This is a genomic window from Azospirillum sp. OGB3 (assembly GCF_014192915.1).
Taxonomy (GTDB): Bacteria; Pseudomonadota; Alphaproteobacteria; order Azospirillales; family Azospirillaceae; genus Azospirillum.
In genome coordinates, this window is the sequence record NZ_JACHYN010000012.1 from 95642 (window position 1) to 114713 (window position 19072).

Consider the following 19072-nt stretch of genomic DNA (forward strand, 5'->3'; position numbering starts at 1 on the left):
GGGAGGGAACGGGGGAGGCATTCCGGAAGGGAACGGAACAGGATGGCGAAGATCGACGACGTCGGCGGCCAGCGTGCGCGCGGGTTCGCCTTCACCCAAGGCTTCCAGCGAAGGAGCGGGCCGGCGGCGCCCGAGGACGCGCGCGGCTGGCTCGACCGCTACCAGTCGCCGCGCGAGGACATCGACCCCTCGCCGACCGTCTCCGACACGGTCAAATACACCACCTGCTACATGTGCGCCTGCCGCTGCGGCATCAAAGTGCACATCAAGGACGGCCAGCTCCGCTTCATCGAAGGGAACAAGGACCATCCGGTGAACCACGGCGTGATCTGCGCCAAGGGGTCCGCCGGCATCATGACCCAGAACTCCCCGGCCAAGCTGCGCAAGCCCCTGCTGCGCACCGGGGAGCGCGGCACCGGCGAGTTCCGCGAGATCGAGTGGGACGAGGCGCTGACCATCCTGACCGAGCGTCTGGGCAAGATCCGCGACAGCGACCCCAGCAAGCTCGCCTTCTTCACCGGGCGCGACCAGAGCCAGTCGCTGACCGGCTTCTGGGCGGCGCAGTTCGGCACGCCCAACTTCGCGGCGCACGGCGGCTTCTGCTCCGTCAACATGGCGGCGGCGGGCATGTACACGCTGGGCGGCAGCTTCTGGGAGTTCGGGGAGCCGGACTGGGACCACACCCGATACCTGCTGCTGTTCGGCGTGGCCGAGGACCATGACAGCAACCCGATCAAGATCGGCCTGTCGAAGATGAAGGCGCGCGGCGCCAAGATCGTCTCCGTCAACCCGATCAAGACCGGCTATTCCGCCATCGCCGACGAATGGGTCGGCATCCGTCCGGGAAGCGACGGGCTGTTCGTCTTCGCCCTGATCCACGAGCTGCTGCGCGCCGACCGCATCGACGCCGAGTATCTGGTCCGCTACACCAACGCCCCCTGGCTGGTGATCCAGGACCCCGGCGCCCCCGACGACGGTCTGTTCGCTCGCGACGCCGACGGCGCCCCGCTGGCCTGGGACGCGGTGGAGCAGCGCGCCGTTCCAGCCACGCAGGCCGGCATCCGCCCAGCGCTGGTCGGCGCCGTCACCCTGCCGGACGGGCGGCGGGCCGTGCCTTCCTTCCATCTGCTGGCCGAACGCTACCTCGACCCCCAGCACGCGCCGGAGGCGGTGGCCGAGCGCTGCGGTGTGCCCGCCGACACCATCCGCCGCATCGCCGCCGAGATGGCCCACCTCGCCTTCCAGGAGACGCTGACCATCGAGCAGCCCTGGACCGACTGGGCCGGGCGGCGCCACGAGCGGATGGTCGGGCGGCCCATCGCCATGCACGCCATGCGCGGCATCTCCGCCCATTCCAACGGCTTCCACACCTGCCGGGCCATCCACATCCTGCAAATCCTGCTGGGCACCATCGACGTGCCGGGCGGCTGGCGCTACAAGTCGCCCTACCCCCGCCCCGCCCCGCCGGGTCCCAAGCCCGCCGGCAAGCGCGGCGAGACCGGCCCCGGCAAGGCCATCCACGGGATGCCGCTCGGCTACCCCATGGGGCCGGAGGACCTGCTGGTCGGCGAGGACGGGCAGCCGCTGCGCATCGACAAGGCCTTCAGCTGGGACGCGCCGCTGTCGGTGCACGGCCTGATGCACATGGTGGTCGCCAACGCCTGGGAGGGCGACCCGTACCGCGTCGACACGCTGTTCATGTACATGGCCAACATGGCCTGGAACTCGTCGATGAACACGTCCGAGACGATGCGGATGCTGTCCGACAAGGACCCGGACACCGGCGAGCACCGCATCCCCTTCATCGTCTATTGCGACGCCTACGCCTCGGAGATGGTGGCCTACGCCGACCTCGTTCTGGCCGACACCACCTATCTGGAGCGGTGGGACTGCATCTCCCTGCTCGACCGCCCGATCGGCAGCGCGCACGGCCCCGGCGATTCCATCCGCCAGCCGGTGCTGACCCCCGACCGCGACGTGCGGCCCTTCCAGGACGTGCTGATCGAGCTGGGCGCCCGGCTCGGCCTGCCCGCCTTCGTCCGCGAGGACGGCAGCCCGCGCTACCCCGGCGGCTACCCCGACTACATGACCAACCACGAGCGCAAGCCCGGCATCGGTCCTCTGGCCGGCTGGCGCGGCGCCGACGGCAAGGACGCCGGCAAGGGCGCGCCAAACCCGGACCAGCTCGACCGCTACGTCCGCAACGGCTGCTTCTGGCATTTCGAGCTGCCGCCGGAGCAGCACTATTTCAAGCACGCCAACCAGGCCTATCTGGAAACCGCCACCCGCATGGGCTTCCTCGACAAGCCGGAGCCGGTGATCCTCCAGCTCTACGTCGAGCCGCTGCAGAAATTCCGCCTCGCCGCGCGCGGTCACGGCGCGGTGGTGCCGCCCGCCGACAAGCGGCAGCGGGTGGAGACCTACTTCGATCCCTTGCCCTTCTGGTACCCGCCGCTGGAGGAGGAGGGGCTGGACGAGGGCGCCTTCCCGCTGCACGCGGTCACCCAGCGCCCGATGCCCATGTACCATTCCTGGGGCTCGCAGAACGCCTGGCTGCGGCAGATCCTGGCGCGCAACAGCCTCTACATCGCGCGGTCCACCGCGGAGCAACTCGGCCTCGCCGACGGCGACTGGGCCTGGGTGACCAGCCCGACCGGGCGCATCCGGGTGCCGGTCCAGCTGATGGACGGGGTGGAGGCCGGGACGGTGTGGACCTGGAACGCCATCGGCAAGCGCTCCGGCGCCTGGAACCTGTCCACCGACGCGCCGGAGGGGACCAAGGGCTTCCTGCTCAACCACCTGATCTCGGAACTGCTGCCGGAGCGCAACGGCTACCGCCATTCCAACGCCGACCCGGTGACCGGACAGGCCGCCTGGTACGACCTGCGCGTCCGCGTCGAGAAGGCCCCACCCAAGGAGCGGGCCGAGACGATGCCGCGCTTCCCCGCCCAGGCCATGCCGCCGGGCGTCGAGCCGCCGCCCGCCATCCTGCGCACCGGCGCCGTATTCCGGCCCACGTCTCGGAGGACCCGCGCATGACGAGCCTTCCCAACCGCGAACCAGGCGCCCCCCGGCTGGGGCTGGTCATCGACCTCGACACCTGCGTCGGCTGCCACGCCTGCGCGGTCGCCTGCAAGCAGTGGAACGACGGCGGCCATATGGCGCCGCTGACCGACACCGACGCCTACGGCGCCGGGCCGGACGGGGTGTGGTTCAACCGCATCCACAGCTTCGAGGCCGGCTCCGAGCAAGGCGGCTGCGGGTCGCGCACCACCAACTTCCCGCGCTCCTGCCTGCATTGCGAACAGCCGGCCTGCGTGACCGTCTGCCCGACCGGCGCCTCCTACAAGCGGGCCGAGGACGGCATCGTGCTGGTCAACGAGGATTTGTGCATCGGTTGCAAGCTGTGCTCCTGGGCCTGCCCCTACGGCGCGCGGGAGTTCGACCAGGACGTCGGCGTGATGAAGAAATGCACGCTGTGCATCGACCGCATCCACAACGAGACGCTGGCGGAATCGGAGCGGGTGCCGGCCTGCGTCATGGTCTGCCCGACCTCCGCCCGGCATTTCGGCGACCTCGCCGACCCCTCCTCCGCCGTCTCGAAGCTGGTGGCGGAGCGCGGCGGCTACGACCTGATGCCGGAGCTGGGTTACGAACCGACCAACAAGTACCTGCCGCCCCGGCCCCGCCCGACCCTGGCGCTCGACGAGCGCGTCACCAGGGACAGCGCCAACGACGATCTGCCGCTCCACGGCCTGCTGAAATGGGCCGACCGCATCCTGGCGCGCTGAAGGAGGGAGTTCCATGCATCCGGCCTTCTCCATCATCTTCTTCACCAGCGCGGCGGGCGCCGGCTACGGCCTGCTCGCCCTGCTCGGCCTGCTGGCGCCGCTCGGCCTGCTGCCGGCGAGCCCGCTGTTCGGCCTCGCCGCCCTCGCCCTCGCCCTGGGTCTGGTGGTCGCCGGGCTGCTGTCCTCTCTGGCCCATCTCGGCCGGCCGGAGCGGGCGTGGCGGGCGCTGTCGCAATGGCGCAGTTCCTGGCTGTCGCGCGAAGGCGTGGCGGCGGTCGCCACCTTCCTGCCGGCGGGCGTCTTCGCCATCGCCTGGATCGTCCTGGCGACCGGCGATGAGGGCAGCGGCAGCGGCGTGGCAGGCGTTGCCGGCTGGATCACCGCGGCGATGGCGGCGGTCACCGTCTATTGCACGGCGATGATCTACGCCTCGCTGAAGCCGATCCGCCAATGGGCCAACCCCTGGGTGCCGCGCACGTACTTGGCGCTGTCGCTGATGACCGGGGCGCTGCTGCTGAACGCGCTGCTCGGCGCGGCGGGACAGGCGGCGGGCTGGTCCTCCCTGCTGGCGCTGGCGTCGGTGGCGCTGGCCTGGTCGGTGAAGGAGGGGCACTGGCGGCACTGCGCCACCACCCGCCCCGTCAGCACGGCGGAGACGGCAACCGGGCTGGGTCACATCGGGCGGGTCCGCCTGCTCGACGCCCCCCACAGCGAGGACAACTACCTGCTCAAGGAAATGGGTTTCCGCGTCGGGCGCCGCCACGCCGCCCGCCTGCGCTTCATCACCCGCCTCGCCGCCTTCGCCCTGCCGGCGGCGCTGAGCCTCGGCGCGCTGGTCGCCGGTCCCGGCGCCCTGTCCGGCACGCTGGCGCTGCTGGCCGCCGCCGCCGCCGCCCTGGGGGTGATCGCCGAGCGCTGGCTCTTCTTCGCCGAGGCGAAGCACACGGTAACCCTCTTCTACGGCGCCGGGGAAACCTAAGCCCGCCACTCTGGCCCCGCCTCTTCACCCCTCCATCGGGAAAGGAGCAGACATGTTGCAGGACCACATCGATCACGGCTCCGCCCTGGCCCTCTTCATGACCCGCGCCAAGGCGATGGACGCTCGGAGCCTCTACATCTGCGGCTCGCCCTCATGCCCCCGCGTGGGCTTCCGCTCCGGTCCGGGCATCGTCTACGAACCGCTGTCCGCCGGCCTCGCGGGGCACCTTCTCGACCGCTTCGCGGTGGACGGACAAGGCCTGAGTCAAGGGCTTCTCGTCTGGAGCGGGCGCCATTACCGCTGGTTCGCCATGCCGATGCCGGAGGGGGCCGACGGCTACGCCCCTCTGATCGCCGTGCACCGGCCCGCCATTCTTCCCGGCCCCGGCGAGCGGGCCATGCCGCGCGTGATCGCCGGCTGACCGCCCCGCCCTTCCCCTTCATCCCATCCATGAAACGAGGATGCGCACCATGAAAATGACCACCGAGGAAGCGTTCGTGAAGGTCCTTCAGATGCACGGCATCCGCCACGCCTTCGGGATCATCGGATCGGCCATGATGCCGGTCTCCGACCTCTTCCCCAAGGCCGGCATCCGGTTCTGGGACTGCGCGCACGAAACCAACGCCGCCCTGATCTGCGACGGCTACAGCCGCGTCACTGGGGAAATGGCCATGGCCATCGCCCAGAACGGACCCGGCGTGACCGGCTTCGTCACCTCGATCAAGACCGCCTACTGGAACCACACGCCGATGCTGCTGGTGACGCCGCAGGCCGCCAACAAGACCATCGGCCAGGGCGGTTTCCAGGAGGTCGAGCAGATGGCCATGTTCCGAGAGATGGTCTGCTACCAGGAGGAGGTGCGCGATCCCAGCCGCATGGCCGAGGTGCTGAACCGCGTCATCGAGAAGGCGTGGCGCGGCTGCGCCCCGGCGCAGATCAACGTGCCGCGTGATTTCTGGACCCAGGTCATCGACGTCGAACTGCCGCAGATCGTCCGGCTGGAGCGCCCGGCGGGCGGGCGGCAGGCCATCGCCGAGGCGGCCCGCCTGCTGTCGGAGGCGAAATTCCCGGTCATCCTGAACGGCGCCGGGGTGGTGATCGGCGGGGCCATTCCGGACAGCATCGCGCTGGCGGAGCGGCTGGACGCGCCGGTCTGCTGCGGCTACCAGCACAACGACGCCTTCCCCGGCAGCCACCCGCTGTCGGTCGGGCCGCTCGGCTACAACGGGTCCAAGGCGGCGATGGAGCTGATCGCCAAGGCCGACGTCGTGCTGGCGCTCGGCACCCGGCTCAACCCCTTCTCCACCCTGCCCGGCTACGGAATCGACTATTGGCCGAAGGGCGCGCAGATCATCCAGGTGGACATCAACCCCGACCGCATCGGCCTGACCAAGAAGGTCTCGGTCGGCATCTGCGGAGACGCCCGCCAAGTGGCCCAGCAGATCCTGGCGCAGCTCGCCCCCGGCGCCGGAGACGCGGGCAGGCTGGAGCGCCGCGCCTTGATCCACCAGACCAAATCGGCGTGGCTTCAGCTCCTGTCCTCGCTCGACCATGAGGAGGACGATCCCGGAACGAGCTGGAACGCCGAGGCGCGCGAGCGCGAGTCCGACCGCATGTCACCGCGGCAGGCGTGGCGGGCCATCCAGGCGGCCTTGCCGGCGGACGCCATCCTCTCCACCGACATCGGCAACAACTGCGCCATCGGCAACGCCTACCCCACCTTCGAGGAGGGGCGGAAGTATCTGGCACCGGGCATGTTCGGCCCCTGCGGCTACGGCTTCCCGTCGATCGTCGGCGCGAAGATCGGCTGCCCGAACACGCCGGTGGTCGGCTTCGCCGGTGACGGCGCCTTCGGCATCTCGATGAACGAGATGTCCTCCATCGGGCGCGAGGGATGGCCGGCGGTCACCATGGTGATCTTCCGGAATTTCCAGTGGGGAGCGGAGAAGCGCAACACGACGCTGTGGTACGACAACAACTTCGTCGGCACGGAGCTGAACCCCAAACTCAGTTACGCCAAGGTGGCCGAGGGTTGCGGCCTTAAGGGCGTCACCGCGCGCACCCAGGACGAGGTGACCGCCGCCCTGCGCCAGGCCATCGAGGACCAGGGCCGCGGCATCACCACCTTCGTCGAGGTCATCCTGAACCAGGAACTGGGCGAGCCGTTCCGCCGCGACGCGATGAAGAAGCCGGTGGCGGTTGCCGGCATCGACCCGTCGGACATGCGCCCGCAGCAGGCCGTGTAAGGCGAAGCACAGCGCCGTTCACGCGGTGCTTGTTGCATGAGTTGTCGAGGGCTTTGCCCCCACCCCAACCCTCCCCCGCTAACGCAGGGGAGGGAACTTTTTTTGCCCCCTCCCCTGCGCAGCGGGGGAGGGTTGGGGTGGGGGCAATACTGCCCAAAATTGACGCCCTGGGGCATTCCACGTTTCGACTTCGAAAGCCCCTATAAGTTGCTTTGTTCATAAAACATCACAACCTAAAGACGCTTTCGATTTCGAAACCCTTCACTCCCCCAACAGATCGTCAATGCGCATCCGCAGGTCCCGCAGCAGCTCCCGATGCTCTTTCTGCATCGCGGTGCTGACCGCGTCGATGGCCTTCAGCTCCTTCTCGATGCGGTTGATCGAGCGGCCGAGCACACGCATCGGCTCCACCGAGCCCGGCGCCTTGGACGCCCGCGCCGCGCGCACCGACTGCACCGTCAGACCGCCGGTGCGCGCCGACTGCCACAGCCGCCGCACCTCCCCCTCGTCGCCGACGAAGGCCAGCTCGACCAGGGCGGAGCGGGACACCGCGTCGGGGTTTTCCCGATACTCGCGGAGGATGTCAACGGGCAGGTCTAGAACTTTCAGCCGCTTCGACACTTCGGCCTCGGAACAGCCGAGCACCGCGGCGACCTCCGCCTGGGCGTAGCCGTGGCTGTCGATGAGCTGGGTCAGGCCGCGGGCCAGATCGATGGCGTCCAGGTCCACACGCTGGACATTCTCGATCAGCGCGATCTCCTCCGCCTTGCCCTTGGTGATGATCGCGGCGATGGTCGGGCGGCCGAGCATCTGGTGGGCGCGCAGGCGGCGTTCACCCGCCACGAGGCGGTAGACGCCCTTCTCCACCGTCTCCTGCACCAGCACCGGCTGCTGAAGCCCGTGCCGCTCGATGGAGGCGGCGAGCGAGGCCAACGCGGTTTCGTCGAAGACGGTGCGTGGCTGGTTGGGGTCGGTGCGGATGGCGGCGACGTCGGCCTCGATCAGCCGGGGCAGGGCGCCGGTCAGCCCGAACAGCCGGTCGGTCTCCAGGGCCGGGGCGGCGGTCTTCGCTTGCAGGACCGTGGCGGCGGTCTGGCGGGTCAGCTTCTTAGGCGGCATCGGACGACTCCCGGATGCGTCCGGTGGCCTTCAGAAGGGCACCGGCAATGGCGGCGTAACTTTCCACACCCGGCGCGCCGATGTCGGCGTCCAGCGTGATGACGTTGGCCCCGGCGGCCTGCGCGTAGATCGTCGCGCGCGGCACCGGCGGGAAGACCCGATAATCCTCTCCCCACAGCCGGCCGATATCGTCCAGCGAGGAGCGGTCCTGGGTCTGGCGGGGATTCAGCATGGTCGGCAGCACGCCCAGAATCCGCAGGTTCGGGTTCAACCGCCGCTGGATCTTCGTCACCGTGTCCAGGAAGGCGTTCACGCCCAGGATGGCGTGCGGCTCCGCTTGGCAGGGGATCAGCACATAGTCCGCCGCGGTCAGCGCGTTGATGGTGACCGCCCCCAGGTTCGGCGCGCAGTCGATCAGGATGAAATCATACTCGCCCCGCACCGCGTCCAGCATCTCCGCCATGGCGGTCTGGGCGTTGGTCAGGTTGCCGGGCAGTTCCGTGTCGGCGCTGGCGAGCGCGATGCTCGACGGCACGACGTCCAGCCCTTCCACGCTGGTCGGGCGGATGACCTCGGTCAGCTTCGCCTTGCCCATCAGCGCGTGGTAAAGCACCCTGCCCTGCTCGGTCAGCGCCACCACGTCGGTTTGCGGCACGCCGACATGGACCGTGGCGTTGCCCTGCGGATCGGCGTCCACCAGCAACACGCGGTTGCCGGACCGGGCCAGCATGAAGGCGACGTTGATCGAGGTCGCCGTCTTGGCCGTGCCGCCCTTTTGCAGGCCGACGGCGATGGTCGTGCCGGCCCGCGGCGTCGCGGTCGCCGGCTGCTCCAGGGACAGCAACAGCAGACGGCCCAGCACGTCGCGGGGCAGGGGCTCGCGCCCCGTCTCCCATTTGCTCAGCCTCTGCTTGTCATAGCGGCGGCCGGTCAGTTCGTTCACGAACGCGGCCATTTGCGTCTGGGTGAGGCCGCGCCTCTCGCGCAGCAGCTTCAAATCGTCGCCGGTCATTGCCCCCTCGTCGCCCCATTGTGCCGGAGTCGTCTGGGAAGCTATCAAGTCGTCCCAACCCCTGCAATGGGTGTCTACCCACGGCCCGGAGCAGCCGGCACTGGCGGAACATGGCCTCTCCGGTGCATAACTGAGGCATGCGGGGCCGGCGGCGGCGCCGGGGCTGTGGGGTTGCGCGAATGGCGGCGAACTGGTCGGTGCGGCAACTGGTGTGTCAGGCGCATGGCTGCGAGTTGGCCGTGTCGTGGCGGACCGATGGACGCTGGACCTGGACCGTCTCGGTGGCCGGGGAGCGCATCGCCGTCGGGATCGCCCAATCGCAGGAAGGCGCTCAGGACGCCGCCGCCAACGCGGCGGAACGCCACGCGCGCGCCGACGGCATCATCCAATTGACGATGTTCTGAACGCCGAAGCACAGGTTTCCACTCGATCGGCGCCGAATTGGGCTTATTGCGCCGCGGTGTAGCTGTCGATACGGGCGTAGCCCATACAATCCCCAGAAAAAGCGCTTAGCCACAGAGAATAATCCAGTGGGATTTTGCGCGAACCCATCAGGGTTTGTGTGATTTTCCCGTGCGTCTCCTATTGTTTGTGGATGATCGCAAAGACCGTAGGCCGCGCGTGAATTGTCTAAAACTTTCCGCGGAGCTTCGACCTTCGACGATGCGACGGCTCTGGCCTCCGGCCAGGGAAGCGGGACGGGCGAGGTTCCACGTCCGCCCCGATTGCGCCCATTCGACCAACCACGCGAGAGGCTCGACGTGACTTCGCTGGGGAAACGCCAGATTCACACCGACGCATTTGGGGGCGATTGCCTGGACGCTTCACCGGCTGTCGAAATCGACCGTATGGACCGCGGCGGCTGGTACACCGTCATGAACGGATTCGACGACGCCAACATCTTCCAGACCTGGGATTTCGGGCGCATCGCCCATCCCGGCCGCGACCTCAGCCACATCGTGCTGCGCCGGGACGGCCAGCCCGTGGCCGCGGCGCAGTTGCTGGTCCGCCGGGTGCCCGGCATCGGTGGGATCGCGCTGGTCATGTGGGGACCGCTGTGGCGCCCCAAGGGCCGCCAAGCCGATCCGGCCGACTTCCTGGCGATCATGGAAGCGATGAAGGCCGAGTACAGCGTCCGGCGCGGCCTGTTCCTGCGCGTCCTGCCGCGCGTCGAGGACGGGGCAGGGGAGGGCGCCCGCGCGCTGTCCGCCATGGAGGCGCTGGGGATGCGGCACAGCGATGCCAAGGCCCCCTACCGCACCTTCATCATGGACCTGACCCGCGACGAGGCGACGATCCACAAGGATCTGTCCCGCCACTGGCGGCGCGGCCTCGCCAAAGCCGAGGGGGCAGGGCTGGAGATCGTCGAGGGCTCCTCGCCGGAGATCCTCGACGCGATCGACGACCTGTTCATCCAGACGCAGCGCCGCAAGGGCTTCCGCGCCTTCGACAGCCGCACCCTGACGAAGGTTCACCGCGCCCTGCCCGACGGCATGAAGATGCACGCCGTGATGGCCTCCCACAACGGCGAGCCGGTGGCCGGCGTGGTGGTGTCGCTGCTCGGCGACACCGCGCTGATGCAGAATTCGGCCACCGCGGAGGCCGGACTGCCGCTGAACGCGGCCTTCCTCGTCCATTGGAAGGCGATGCAGTGGGTGAAGGCAAACGGCGGGAAGCGCTACGACCTGCACGGCGTCAATGCCCAGGCCAACCCCGGCGTCCACCTGTTCAAGCGCGGCTTCGCCGGCAAGGGGGAGGAGGAGCGGGTCTTCATCGGCACCTTCGAGGCGCCCGGCCCGATGCTCAGCCGGCTTCTCGTCGAAGGCGGCCAGACGGTGCGCACGCTCGCCGCGACCTGCACCGCGCAGGCCAGCCAGATGATGGCGATGGCCATGAACAAGGGGCCGGCCGAGCGCGCCGACGCTTCCACCCCCTCCAACCCGGCGTAAGCGCCGCGCACGCAAAACGCCCGGTCCATGGCTTGGACCGGGCGTTTCGTTTGCGTGTCATCGGGTAAGCGTCACTGGGTGCGTGCGATCACCGGCACACCGTCCAGATCCTTGGGAAGATCGTCGGGGATGCCCGACGCGAAATTGACCGCGATGGCGTAGTCGTCGGACAGCTTCGTGACTTCGGCGCGGGTCATGCCGGGGTACCCGCTGAGGATCGCCAGATAACGGTCACGGGCGGCTTCGGCAGCCTCTTTCGGCACGGGCATACTGACCTCCCTTTCGTCATAGGATGCCATAATCATTTATGGATTGTTGGCTCCATAAACAATACCCCAGCGCGACCGTTTCCCGCAAATCCCCCGCTCAGAGTCGGTGGGCGAGCCCGTGCAGGTCGCCGACCACCGTCACGTCGGGCGGGAAGGGGTTCGGCAGCCCTTCCGACACCACGCCGACGAAGCCCATGCCGGCCTTGCGGGCGGCCTCCAGTTCGGTCAGGGAGTCGCCGATGGCGAGCGACCGCGCCGGGTCGTGCCCGCCCGCCGCAACGATGCGCGCGAAGACCTCCGCCTTCACGTTGGGGGAGCCGGTGATGCTGCGGAAATGCCGCTCCAACCCCTTGGCGCGCACCGTTCCCATCAACACCTCGTGCGGCGTGCCCGAGACGAGGTGGCAGGGCGTGCCGTCCAATCGGTCCAGCACCGTTTCCGCGCCGGCGATCAGCGCGCAGTCGGGAACGCGCGGATCGACGATCTCGGCGTAGCGGCGGGCCAGATCGTCGATCTCCGCCGGGCCGGGGTCGCGCCCGAACATCTCCCGTTCCAGGATCGCCAGCATCTTGAAGCGGCTGAGGCCGCCGTTGCGCCAGATCGTCTGGCGCATCCGCTCCTCCGTCTCCGCATCGTCGATGCCGTAGAGGATGGCGAAGCCGCCGTTCTTGGTGGGCACGGAGTCGATGATGACGCCGTCGAAATCGAAGATCACGACCTCCGGGTCCAGCCGGTCGGGTGTCTGAAGCATTGCGCCGTCTCGCATCGTTGTGGTGGCCCCGCGCGGAACAGGGGCGGGTGCCGGAAAAGGCGTCGGGGGATCGTACAGGAAATCCCCCGTGCCTCAACGGTTCGGGCCGAAGAAAGAGCCTTTTGGAAAAGCTGTCTCACAGTGTGGCGCAGGCCACAGCGGGGTTGGGCGGCGGGGCGTAGTGTCTGGTCATCGAACAGGCCGGGCCCCGACGCAGACGGAACCGGCAGCCAACGCCCCCAGACACCAACTCCCCCAGACACCGGAAGGAACCACACCATGCGCCGCACCACCCTGATCGCCGCCGTCGTCGCCGTCCTGGGCTCCGCCGCCTCCTTTGGCCCGGCCTTCGCCGGCGACCTGATGACCGGCGGCATCCCGCTCGGCAACGCCAGCAACCTGGGCGTCATCTCCAACACCGCCGCGGGCATCCAGAACAAAGCGCAGCAGCAGGTGATGGGTGTCCAGGCGGGCGGCGGGCTGGCCGGGCCCTTCGGCACCGCCTCCAACCTGGGCAACGTCTCCAACCTCGCCGCCGGCGTCGGCAACAAGGCCAAGCAGCAGGTGGTTGGCGTGCAGGCCGGCGGGATGGGCGGCGGGGTGAAGACGCCCTTCGCGCTGGGTGGCTTCAACAGCAACGCCGGCACCGTCAGCAACAGCGCGGTCGGCATCGGCAACACCGCCCAGCAGCAGGTCAAGGCGATGCAGTTCGGCGCGCCGGGTGCCCTGTTCAACCAGAACCTCGGCACCGTCTCCAACCTCGCCGCCGGCATCGGCAACAAGGCCCAGCAGCAGGTCACCGGCATCCAGAAGTAAGGCTCCCCCGCTTCGCATCCCTCCCTCCCCGAACCTCGCGGCCGGCAGACCTCTGCCGGCCGTCTTTTTTGCCAGTCGTCTTTTTTGCGGGACGCAGGAAACGGGTGGCCCTCCGTCGCGGCATCCGCGACGATCCCGGCAGCAGGACCGGGAGGGCATCATGGACGAGGAGGCGATGTGGAGCGCGGTGGCGCGCCGGGACCGGGACGGTGACGGGCGCTTCGTCTACGCGGTGCGCACCACCGGCGTCTATTGCCGGCCGTCCTGCCCATCGCGTCGGGCCAAGCGGGAAAACGTCGCGTTCCACCCCGATGCCGCGGCGGCGGAGGCGGCGGGCTTCCGCCCCTGCAAACGCTGCCGCCCCAACGCGCCGCCATCCACGCTCACATGATCCCCAACAGCCGGATCAGACCCAGCCCGATCGCGCCGAGCGCCGCCAGCGACAGCACCACCGCCGCGGTGACGCGCAGGCCCGCCCGCGACAGCATCCGCACATCCACCCCAAGCCCCAACGCGGCCATCGACAGCACCGTCAGGATGCCGGCCGCGGTCTGGCTGGCCGCCAGGGCGGCGTCCGGGATCAGCCCCGCCGCCCGTAGCCCGGCAAGCGCCAGGAAGCCCAGGATGAACCAGGGCACCAGCCGGCGCAGGGGCGGGCGGGTCCTGCTGTGTTCTTCCCCCTCCGGCTTCGCCATCAGGGCCAGCGCCACCACCACCGGCCCCAGCATCAGCACGCGCAGCAGCTTCACCAGGGTCCCGACCTGGACGCTCAGCGCGCCGACCGGCGCCGTCGCCGCCAGGATCTGCGGCACCGCGTAGACGGTCAGCCCGGCGAACACGCCATACTGCATGGGGCTGAGCCCAAGCAACGGCACCAGCAACGGCAGCCCCAGCACCACCAGAACGCCCAGCACCGCCGTGAAGGCGATGGCCGCGGCCACGTCGTCGCCGTGTGCCCCGATCACCGGCGCCGTCGCCGCGATGGCCGAGTTGCCGCAGATGGAGTTGCCGCAGGCGACCAGCACCGCCATGCGCGGCGGCAATCCCAGCAGGCGCCCGATGCCGTAGCTGACCGCCAGGGCCAGCGCGACCACCCCGGCGATCCCCGCCACCAGCCCCGGCCCGGCGGTCAGGATGGTCTCCGGATCGATGGAGGCGCCCAGCAGCAGCACCGCGACCTCCAGCAGGGTCTTGGCGCTGAAGTCCGTCCCCGCCTTCCACCGCCGCCCTGGCGTCCAGACGCTGCGCAGGGCCACCCCGATCAGGATCGCCAGGACCAGCGCCTCCAGCCAAGCCTGCCCGAAGACCCGCACCTCCAGGCTTTGCAGGGCCAACGCCGCGCCGCTCACGCCGGAGCAAAGCAGAATTCCCGGCAATAGGGTGCGCAGGGTGTCGCGGGGCGATGAAAGAGCGTGGTTCGGCATGGCGTCCTCGAATTCCAATGCCGGGAAGCTGCGCCCTCTGGACCGTTCGTTCCAACAGATTATAGTGGACGAATCGTTCGATAAAAACGAACGTTTAAAGGGGCAGAGGACCGGATGACTCTCGAACAGCTCCGCATCTTCGTGGCGGTCGCCACGCAGCAGCATGTGACGCGGGCCGCCGCCTCCCTGAATCTGACGCAGTCAGCGGTCAGCGCCGCCGTCTCCAGCCTTGAGACCCGGCACGCCGTCCGCCTGTTCGACCGGGTGGGCCGCCGCATCGAGCTGACGGAGGCCGGGCGCCTGTTCCTGAACGAGGCCGTCGCGGTGCTCGCCCGTGCCGAGGCGGCGGAGCGCATGCTGGCCGACCTGTCGGCGTTGAAGCGCGGGCGCATCGCCATCCACGCCAGCCAGACCATCACCGGCTATTGGCTGCCCGAACGGCTCGTGGCCTTTCACCAGCGCCATCCGGATGTCGACGTCACGGTGAAGGCCGCCAACACCGCCCAAGTCGCCAAGGCCGTTCTGGACGGTGCCGCCGATCTGGGGTTGGTGGAAGGGGAGGTGACGGACCCGCTGCTCGACCAGGACCGGCTGCCCGGCGACCGTCTGCTGCTGCTGGTGGGCGACGGTCACCCCTGGCGCGGGCGGAGCGACCTTCCGGTGGAAGACCTGCACCACTCCCCCTGGGTCCTGCGCGAGGCCGGATCGGGCACCCGCTCCGAATTCGAGGAGGCGCTGCGCGGGCGGGGGAGGGCGCCGGAGGACTTGCCGGTGACGCTGGAACTGCCGTCGAACGAGGCGGTGCTGTCAGCGGTCATGGCCGGGGCGGGGGCAACCGCCCTGTCCGATCTGGTGGCGCGCGGCGCTCTGGCGGCCGGGCACCTGCATCGCGTTCCCTTCGCGCTGCCCGAACGGCCCTTCCGCCTGCTGCGCCACCGCGAGCGCGGCTTGAGTCACGCCGCCCGGACCTTCCGCGATCGGCTGCTGGCGGAGTAGGGGAGGGTGGTCAGACCACCTCGTCGAACTCGACCCGGGGGATGTCGATCCAGCTTTCCGGCTCGCCGGCGTCCTTGCGCCAGAAGATCACCGGCAGGTCGGCGTTCAGCACGCGGGCGATCGAGGCGCCGCGCGCCGTCATCAGTTCCTTGTACTCCGCGGCCTCGACGATGCGCACGCCGTAGCCGGGAATGCGGTCGGCCTGAAGCACCGGGCCGAGCGCGTTCTTGAACTTGCGCAGGTCGTTGTCGGAGCCGACCCGCTTGCGCAGCGGCTCCAGCGCCATCCAGAAGGCGTTGCCGTGGCCGAGATGGGCGCGGGCGATCTCGTAGAGCCGCTTCTCGATGGGCTTCAGCGCGAAATAGTCTTCCGAATAGGTCAGCAGGTTGTTGCCCAGCGCCGCCCGCACCACCCAGTTCGACAGGACCAGGGTCAGACCGCGCACCTGCCGCTCGCCGTCCTTCTTGCCGCGGCGATAGAGCAGCTTGTAGTCGGAGATCCAGGAGAAGGCGCCGCTTTCGCCCTCGCCCCCGGCCTCCAGGTTGGTCTTGATCTGGGTGCCCTGCAGCCGCTCCAGCGCCCCTTCGATCTTGTCGTAGGCGCTGCCCCCGGCGGTCTTGCCGACGATGCGCTGGAGATCGCTGGTGGTGAAATGCAGCTTCCCCACCTCCGGCCCCATCTTGCCCTCGGCCATCTTCTCGCGCAGCAGCGAGACGGCGTAGATCAGCACCGACTTGTCCCAGATCGTCGCAACGCCGACGTCGCGCGGGGCGCGCACCTCGATCTTCACCTTGCCGTCGTCGTAGGTGGGAAGGCTTTCCACCTTGTCCTTCGACAGGCCGAACAGCGAATAGGCCATCAGGGCCCGGTCGTTGTTCACGTCGCCGCGCAGCGGCGAATCCAGCCGCAGCGCCAACTGGACCGGGCGGTCCAGCAGTTCGGCGTTTTCCTTGTCGGTGTTGTGGTCGTCCATGCACCCCGTCTCCCCGGCCCCGCCGCTGGCGGTTACGGTATTGATTCCCGATACGCCCCGCATGTTCCACAGCGCAGGCGCAAACGTCGCCATTCTGCCGAAAGATTCCTCACCGGCCGGAAACGACGCTGTGACCGTGCGGACGAATGTCGCCGTTCTGCCAGTTCCCCCGGACGCTGTGCCCCGCTGGAGGCTTTCCCTGCCGAAAGCGTCCGCGTTCTGACGGTCCGGGCTTCCGACAAGCCGCGGAACAGCGCTGAAAGGCTTGGATTCCCTGACTCTTTCCGGACTCCCCGGGGTCCGGAGGCCGCCGCGGGGGGAGCACATTGGCAGAACGGCGACACTCGGTTGCGCGAGTCGGAGTCCGATTCTCGGCCGATTCCCGGAGTCACCGATGGGTCACAGCCCAGATTATTCGGCAGAACGGCGACATCCGGCGGACTCCGACGCTCAGGCGCGCTCCCCCGTGCGCCGGAATCTTTCGGCAGAACGGCGACGTTTTCCGTCCGGTTTCTCGGCAGAACGGCGACACCCGGCCATGGTCCGCCATCGCTCCAGGGGGCTCAACGCCTTGATTCCGCTGACTCCATGCCCCTGCATCGACGCAACCGGAGCGATTCCGACGCACGCATTTGAATCGTGGACAGCCTGTCGGGGCCACGACAACATCTTGCGTAACGGGCTCACCAAAGCCCGAACCGATAGCTTTTGGAGCAGGGTCTTGGGCCAGGATTTTCAGCTGGCGGCTCCGAACAGCCGCGAGACGCCGAAGGAGGCGACGATGACGTAAGGGAGGACACGACCTCCGGAAACACAAAGGGCACAGGTTTGGCGACCTGTGCCCTCGTGCACACCGAAGTGTCGAAAACCGATGGAAGACCGGGAGAACCGGACCCCGCATCAGCGGTTTGGCGACTTCATGATGCCAGGGTAGGTCCGGAAAACCAAGTGGAATCGCGGATTCCACTGACGCTCCCGCTTTGTCTTCCGCCGGGATCGAAGCGCTGGATCATGGGAAGACAATGACCCCGTACACGACCTTGTACCGGCGATGGATCGCTGCGCCCGGTGTGGGAGCCGCGGAGATCGCGGTGCTCTCCGGCCTCTACGCGCGTGCGGACGCCGCCGGCGTCTGCACCGGTCTTGTCCAGGACGAGCTGGCCGCCGAACTCGGCAAGAGCCGTCCCTGGCTGTCCGCCGTGCTGACGAAGCTGCAGGCGCCGGACCTGTGCCTGGTGGAAGCCCGTCGCGAACGCGGCTTCCGCGGGATGGTCTATGCCCTGGCGGGCGCGCAGGACACCGACTCTTCCGGTCGGCCCGTCGACACCACCGGTCAGCCGGCTGACGGACTCCTAAGGACAGGGAATCCCCTGAATCCTGATTCTCAAAACCCCTCCTCCTTCCGGGCGGGGGGTTCGGTTGAGCCTTCGGGCATCAGGAACCGGGACGCTCTCGCCGAAGACTGGCAGCCGAGCGCCGCCGATCTGGCCTGGGCCGCGGAAGCCCGCCCGGAGGTCGATCCGGCGACGGTGACCCGCAAGTTCGTGTCCTGGTGCCGCAAGGCCAACGCCCGCAACGGCTACAGCCCCGCCGACCCGTCCAGCGCCTGGCGCAAATGGGTCGCCCGCGAGCTGGTCGCCCCCGCCGTCCCTGCGGCCGATGAAACGCCCGAAGGCACCGTCGTCCCCTTTGCAACCGCCTCCCGCCGCCCCTCCAACCGGAGCGACCAGAATGACCGCCAACCTTCCGAGCCTTTCCGTCAGCGCCGCCCCGCAGACGCCGGACATGGCGTGGCTGCCCGCAACGCCGGCGTCCTCTCTGCCCTGCGCGATCGCCTCGCTCGCCCGGCTTGAGCGCGCCGACCTGCGCTTCGAAATCGCGGATCGTGCGCCGGAGGAGATCGGGGCGCTGGCCGAGCGGGTGGAAGCCGCCCTTGAGGCCGGCTGCCCGGCCATCGGCGTGGAGAATGTTCTGACCGGCATCGAGAAGCTGGCGGTCCGTTTCGGGCTGGAGCTTCCCGACGCCGACGTGCTGGAGGCCGACATTCTTGAGATGGCCGGCTGGCCGGCCGAGGAGTGGATCGCCGGCTTCCGCGGAGTCTGGTCCTCCTTCCGCTCCGGCTACCGGCGCTTCCCCACCATCGGCGATTTCCGCGCCGCAGCCGGTCAGGCATCGGCGAACAGCGGAACGGCGGCCCTTCGCCGGCTGGCCATGGCCCTGCGCCAGGAGGAACAGCTCCGCATCCGCGAGATCGCCCAGCGCCGCCGCCAGAAGGAGAAGGAGGCGGACACCGCCCGCCGCCAGCAGGCCGCCGCCTTGACCGCCCTTCCGGTCGCACCTCCGCTCGCCGGGACGAAGCCGGCGGTTCCGGCATGTCCAGCCCCCGTTTCCTCTCTGATCTCCGTCACGCCGGATGATGCACAAGTGGACTTGGTCCGCGCGCGCCCTTTGTCCCAGACGACACGAGACATTCCCAAGAGACTCAAAAAGGATCAGTTGACCAGCATCTCTCATACTAGGGTATGTGAAGGACAGGGTTCTGAGTTTCTCAGTAAGGGCTTGCGTACGAAAAGTTCAATCCGAGAACATAGGCATTCTCATGACTGTGGAGCGAACGGACGGGGAGGAGCGAAGGCTTGGCAGACCCTTCATTGTTCCAACAGGGTAACGCCTCTATAATCAGTCTCATCCCATCGTTTCAGATTCCGGTAGCGAAGCACGAAAGGGCGGAGCAAGATGCGATAATC

The 19072-nt window shown here is 68.7% G+C and carries 18 protein-coding genes; 12 read left to right on the forward strand and 6 right to left on the reverse strand.

Annotated elements, in window-relative coordinates; genetic code table 11:
- The first annotated feature begins 42 nt into the window (after positions 1-42).
- Genes FHW79_RS21910 through xsc form a run of 5 tightly spaced genes read left to right on the forward strand, consistent with a single transcriptional unit; the run spans position 43 to position 7016 of the window.
- The gene (locus FHW79_RS21910; protein WP_183180874.1) at positions 43-3039 is read left to right on the forward strand and encodes a molybdopterin oxidoreductase family protein; all 2997 of its coding nucleotides are present in this window, start codon (positions 43-45) and stop codon (positions 3037-3039) included.
- Positions 3036-3791: a 4Fe-4S dicluster domain-containing protein gene (locus FHW79_RS21915; protein ID WP_183180875.1), complete on the forward strand. Its 756-nt coding sequence runs from the start codon at positions 3036-3038 to the stop codon at positions 3789-3791. Before FHW79_RS21910 ends, FHW79_RS21915 begins: the two co-directional genes overlap by 4 nt.
- Before the next feature lie 13 nt (positions 3792-3804).
- Complete coding sequence (locus tag FHW79_RS21920) at positions 3805-4770, forward strand: DmsC/YnfH family molybdoenzyme membrane anchor subunit (RefSeq protein ID WP_183180876.1); 966 nt, start codon at positions 3805-3807, stop codon at positions 4768-4770.
- Between the two features lie 52 nt (positions 4771-4822).
- On the forward strand, positions 4823-5191 hold the full coding sequence (locus FHW79_RS21925; RefSeq protein ID WP_183180877.1) for a hypothetical protein: 369 nt from the start codon (positions 4823-4825) through the stop codon (positions 5189-5191).
- 49 nt (positions 5192-5240) lie between these two features.
- On the forward strand, positions 5241-7016 hold the full coding sequence (gene xsc, locus FHW79_RS21930; RefSeq protein ID WP_183180878.1) for a sulfoacetaldehyde acetyltransferase: 1776 nt from the start codon (positions 5241-5243) through the stop codon (positions 7014-7016).
- Positions 7017-7277: 261 nt separating this feature from the next.
- On the opposite strand, the gene FHW79_RS21935 is transcribed toward xsc, so the two are convergent.
- Together FHW79_RS21935 and FHW79_RS21940 are read right to left on the reverse strand one after the other, a co-directional pair.
- Positions 7278-8135 (reverse strand): ParB/RepB/Spo0J family partition protein, encoded by an 858-nt coding sequence (locus FHW79_RS21935; RefSeq protein WP_183180879.1) that lies wholly within the window; start codon positions 8133-8135, stop codon positions 7278-7280.
- A complete protein-coding gene (locus FHW79_RS21940; protein ID WP_183180880.1) occupies positions 8125-9147 on the reverse strand; it encodes an AAA family ATPase in 1023 nt (340 codons plus the stop codon). Before FHW79_RS21940 ends, FHW79_RS21935 begins: the two co-directional genes overlap by 11 nt.
- A gap of 179 nt (positions 9148-9326) precedes the next feature.
- On the opposite strand from FHW79_RS21940, the gene FHW79_RS21945 reads away from it, so the two are divergent.
- Entirely contained in the window at positions 9327-9551 is a 225-nt protein-coding gene (locus tag FHW79_RS21945) for a hypothetical protein (protein WP_014200230.1), read from the forward strand.
- A 471-nt stretch (positions 9552-10022) separates the two neighbouring features.
- Positions 10023-11096 carry a GNAT family N-acetyltransferase gene (locus FHW79_RS21950; RefSeq protein ID WP_247884531.1) on the forward strand — a complete coding sequence of 358 codons (1074 nt, stop codon included), beginning with the start codon at positions 10023-10025 and terminating at the stop codon, positions 11094-11096.
- 71 nt (positions 11097-11167) lie between these two features.
- On the opposite strand, the gene FHW79_RS21955 is transcribed toward FHW79_RS21950, so the two are convergent.
- Together FHW79_RS21955 and FHW79_RS21960 are read right to left on the reverse strand one after the other, a co-directional pair.
- Complete coding sequence (locus tag FHW79_RS21955) at positions 11168-11365, reverse strand: hypothetical protein (RefSeq protein ID WP_035683083.1); 198 nt, start codon at positions 11363-11365, stop codon at positions 11168-11170.
- Positions 11366-11462: 97 nt separating this feature from the next.
- Positions 11463-12116 (reverse strand): HAD family phosphatase, encoded by a 654-nt coding sequence (locus FHW79_RS21960; RefSeq protein ID WP_183180882.1) that lies wholly within the window; start codon positions 12114-12116, stop codon positions 11463-11465.
- A gap of 279 nt (positions 12117-12395) precedes the next feature.
- Between FHW79_RS21960 and FHW79_RS21965 the strand changes: the two genes are divergently transcribed.
- Positions 12396-12932 carry a hypothetical protein gene (locus FHW79_RS21965; protein ID WP_183180883.1) on the forward strand — a complete coding sequence of 179 codons (537 nt, stop codon included), beginning with the start codon at positions 12396-12398 and terminating at the stop codon, positions 12930-12932.
- A gap of 160 nt (positions 12933-13092) precedes the next feature.
- Positions 13093-13323 carry an Ada metal-binding domain-containing protein gene (locus FHW79_RS21970; protein WP_183180884.1) on the forward strand — a complete coding sequence of 77 codons (231 nt, stop codon included), beginning with the start codon at positions 13093-13095 and terminating at the stop codon, positions 13321-13323.
- Here FHW79_RS21970 and FHW79_RS21975 read toward each other — a convergent pair.
- Positions 13316-14356, reverse strand: a complete 1041-nt coding sequence (locus FHW79_RS21975; RefSeq protein ID WP_183180885.1) for a putative sulfate exporter family transporter — start codon at positions 14354-14356, stop codon at positions 13316-13318. The two genes, FHW79_RS21970 and FHW79_RS21975, sit on opposite strands and share 8 nt — an antisense overlap.
- Before the next feature lie 114 nt (positions 14357-14470).
- Here FHW79_RS21975 and FHW79_RS21980 point away from each other — a divergent pair, with 114 nt between their 5' ends.
- Positions 14471-15352, forward strand: coding sequence for a LysR family transcriptional regulator (locus FHW79_RS21980; RefSeq protein WP_183180886.1), 882 nt, complete (start codon positions 14471-14473; stop codon positions 15350-15352).
- Positions 15353-15362: 10 nt separating this feature from the next.
- Here the strand turns inward: FHW79_RS21980 and FHW79_RS21985 are convergent, their stop codons facing one another.
- On the reverse strand, positions 15363-16325 hold the full coding sequence (locus FHW79_RS21985) for a replication initiator protein A (RefSeq protein WP_014200239.1): 963 nt from the start codon (positions 16323-16325) through the stop codon (positions 15363-15365).
- Between the two features lie 1022 nt (positions 16326-17347).
- Between FHW79_RS21985 and FHW79_RS21990 the strand changes: the two genes are divergently transcribed.
- Entirely contained in the window at positions 17348-18178 is an 831-nt protein-coding gene (locus FHW79_RS21990) for a hypothetical protein (protein WP_183180887.1), read from the forward strand.
- Positions 18111-19004: a hypothetical protein gene (locus FHW79_RS32815; protein ID WP_247884542.1), complete on the forward strand. Its 894-nt coding sequence runs from the start codon at positions 18111-18113 to the stop codon at positions 19002-19004. The genes FHW79_RS21990 and FHW79_RS32815 overlap by 68 nt, the downstream gene beginning before the upstream one ends.
- Positions 19005-19072: the final 68 nt, after the last annotated feature.

Bases quoted from the DNA above. Each gene is read 5' to 3' on its own strand.
- FHW79_RS21955 (WP_035683083.1), bottom strand. From the start codon at position 11,365: ATGCCCGTGCCGAAAGAGGCTGCCGAAGCCGCCCGTGACCGTTATCTG.
- xsc (WP_183180878.1), top strand. From the start codon at position 5,241: ATGAAAATGACCACCGAGGAAGCGTTCGTGAAGGTCCTTCAGATGCAC.
- FHW79_RS21975 (WP_183180885.1), bottom strand. From the start codon at position 14,356: ATGCCGAACCACGCTCTTTCATCGCCCCGCGACACCCTGCGCACCCTA.
- FHW79_RS21925 (WP_183180877.1), top strand. From the start codon at position 4,823: ATGTTGCAGGACCACATCGATCACGGCTCCGCCCTGGCCCTCTTCATG.
- FHW79_RS21980 (WP_183180886.1), top strand. From the start codon at position 14,471: ATGACTCTCGAACAGCTCCGCATCTTCGTGGCGGTCGCCACGCAGCAG.
- FHW79_RS21910 (WP_183180874.1), top strand. From the start codon at position 43: ATGGCGAAGATCGACGACGTCGGCGGCCAGCGTGCGCGCGGGTTCGCC.
- FHW79_RS21990 (WP_183180887.1), top strand. From the start codon at position 17,348: ATGACCCCGTACACGACCTTGTACCGGCGATGGATCGCTGCGCCCGGT.
- FHW79_RS21915 (WP_183180875.1), top strand. From the start codon at position 3,036: ATGACGAGCCTTCCCAACCGCGAACCAGGCGCCCCCCGGCTGGGGCTG.
- FHW79_RS21945 (WP_014200230.1), top strand. From the start codon at position 9,327: ATGGCGGCGAACTGGTCGGTGCGGCAACTGGTGTGTCAGGCGCATGGC.
- FHW79_RS21970 (WP_183180884.1), top strand. From the start codon at position 13,093: ATGGACGAGGAGGCGATGTGGAGCGCGGTGGCGCGCCGGGACCGGGAC.
- FHW79_RS21935 (WP_183180879.1), bottom strand. From the start codon at position 8,135: ATGCCGCCTAAGAAGCTGACCCGCCAGACCGCCGCCACGGTCCTGCAA.
- FHW79_RS21950 (WP_247884531.1), top strand. From the start codon at position 10,023: ATGAACGGATTCGACGACGCCAACATCTTCCAGACCTGGGATTTCGGG.
- FHW79_RS21920 (WP_183180876.1), top strand. From the start codon at position 3,805: ATGCATCCGGCCTTCTCCATCATCTTCTTCACCAGCGCGGCGGGCGCC.
- FHW79_RS32815 (WP_247884542.1), top strand. From the start codon at position 18,111: ATGGCGTGGCTGCCCGCAACGCCGGCGTCCTCTCTGCCCTGCGCGATC.
- FHW79_RS21965 (WP_183180883.1), top strand. From the start codon at position 12,396: ATGCGCCGCACCACCCTGATCGCCGCCGTCGTCGCCGTCCTGGGCTCC.
- FHW79_RS21985 (WP_014200239.1), bottom strand. From the start codon at position 16,325: ATGGACGACCACAACACCGACAAGGAAAACGCCGAACTGCTGGACCGC.
- FHW79_RS21940 (WP_183180880.1), bottom strand. From the start codon at position 9,147: ATGACCGGCGACGATTTGAAGCTGCTGCGCGAGAGGCGCGGCCTCACC.
- FHW79_RS21960 (WP_183180882.1), bottom strand. From the start codon at position 12,116: ATGCTTCAGACACCCGACCGGCTGGACCCGGAGGTCGTGATCTTCGAT.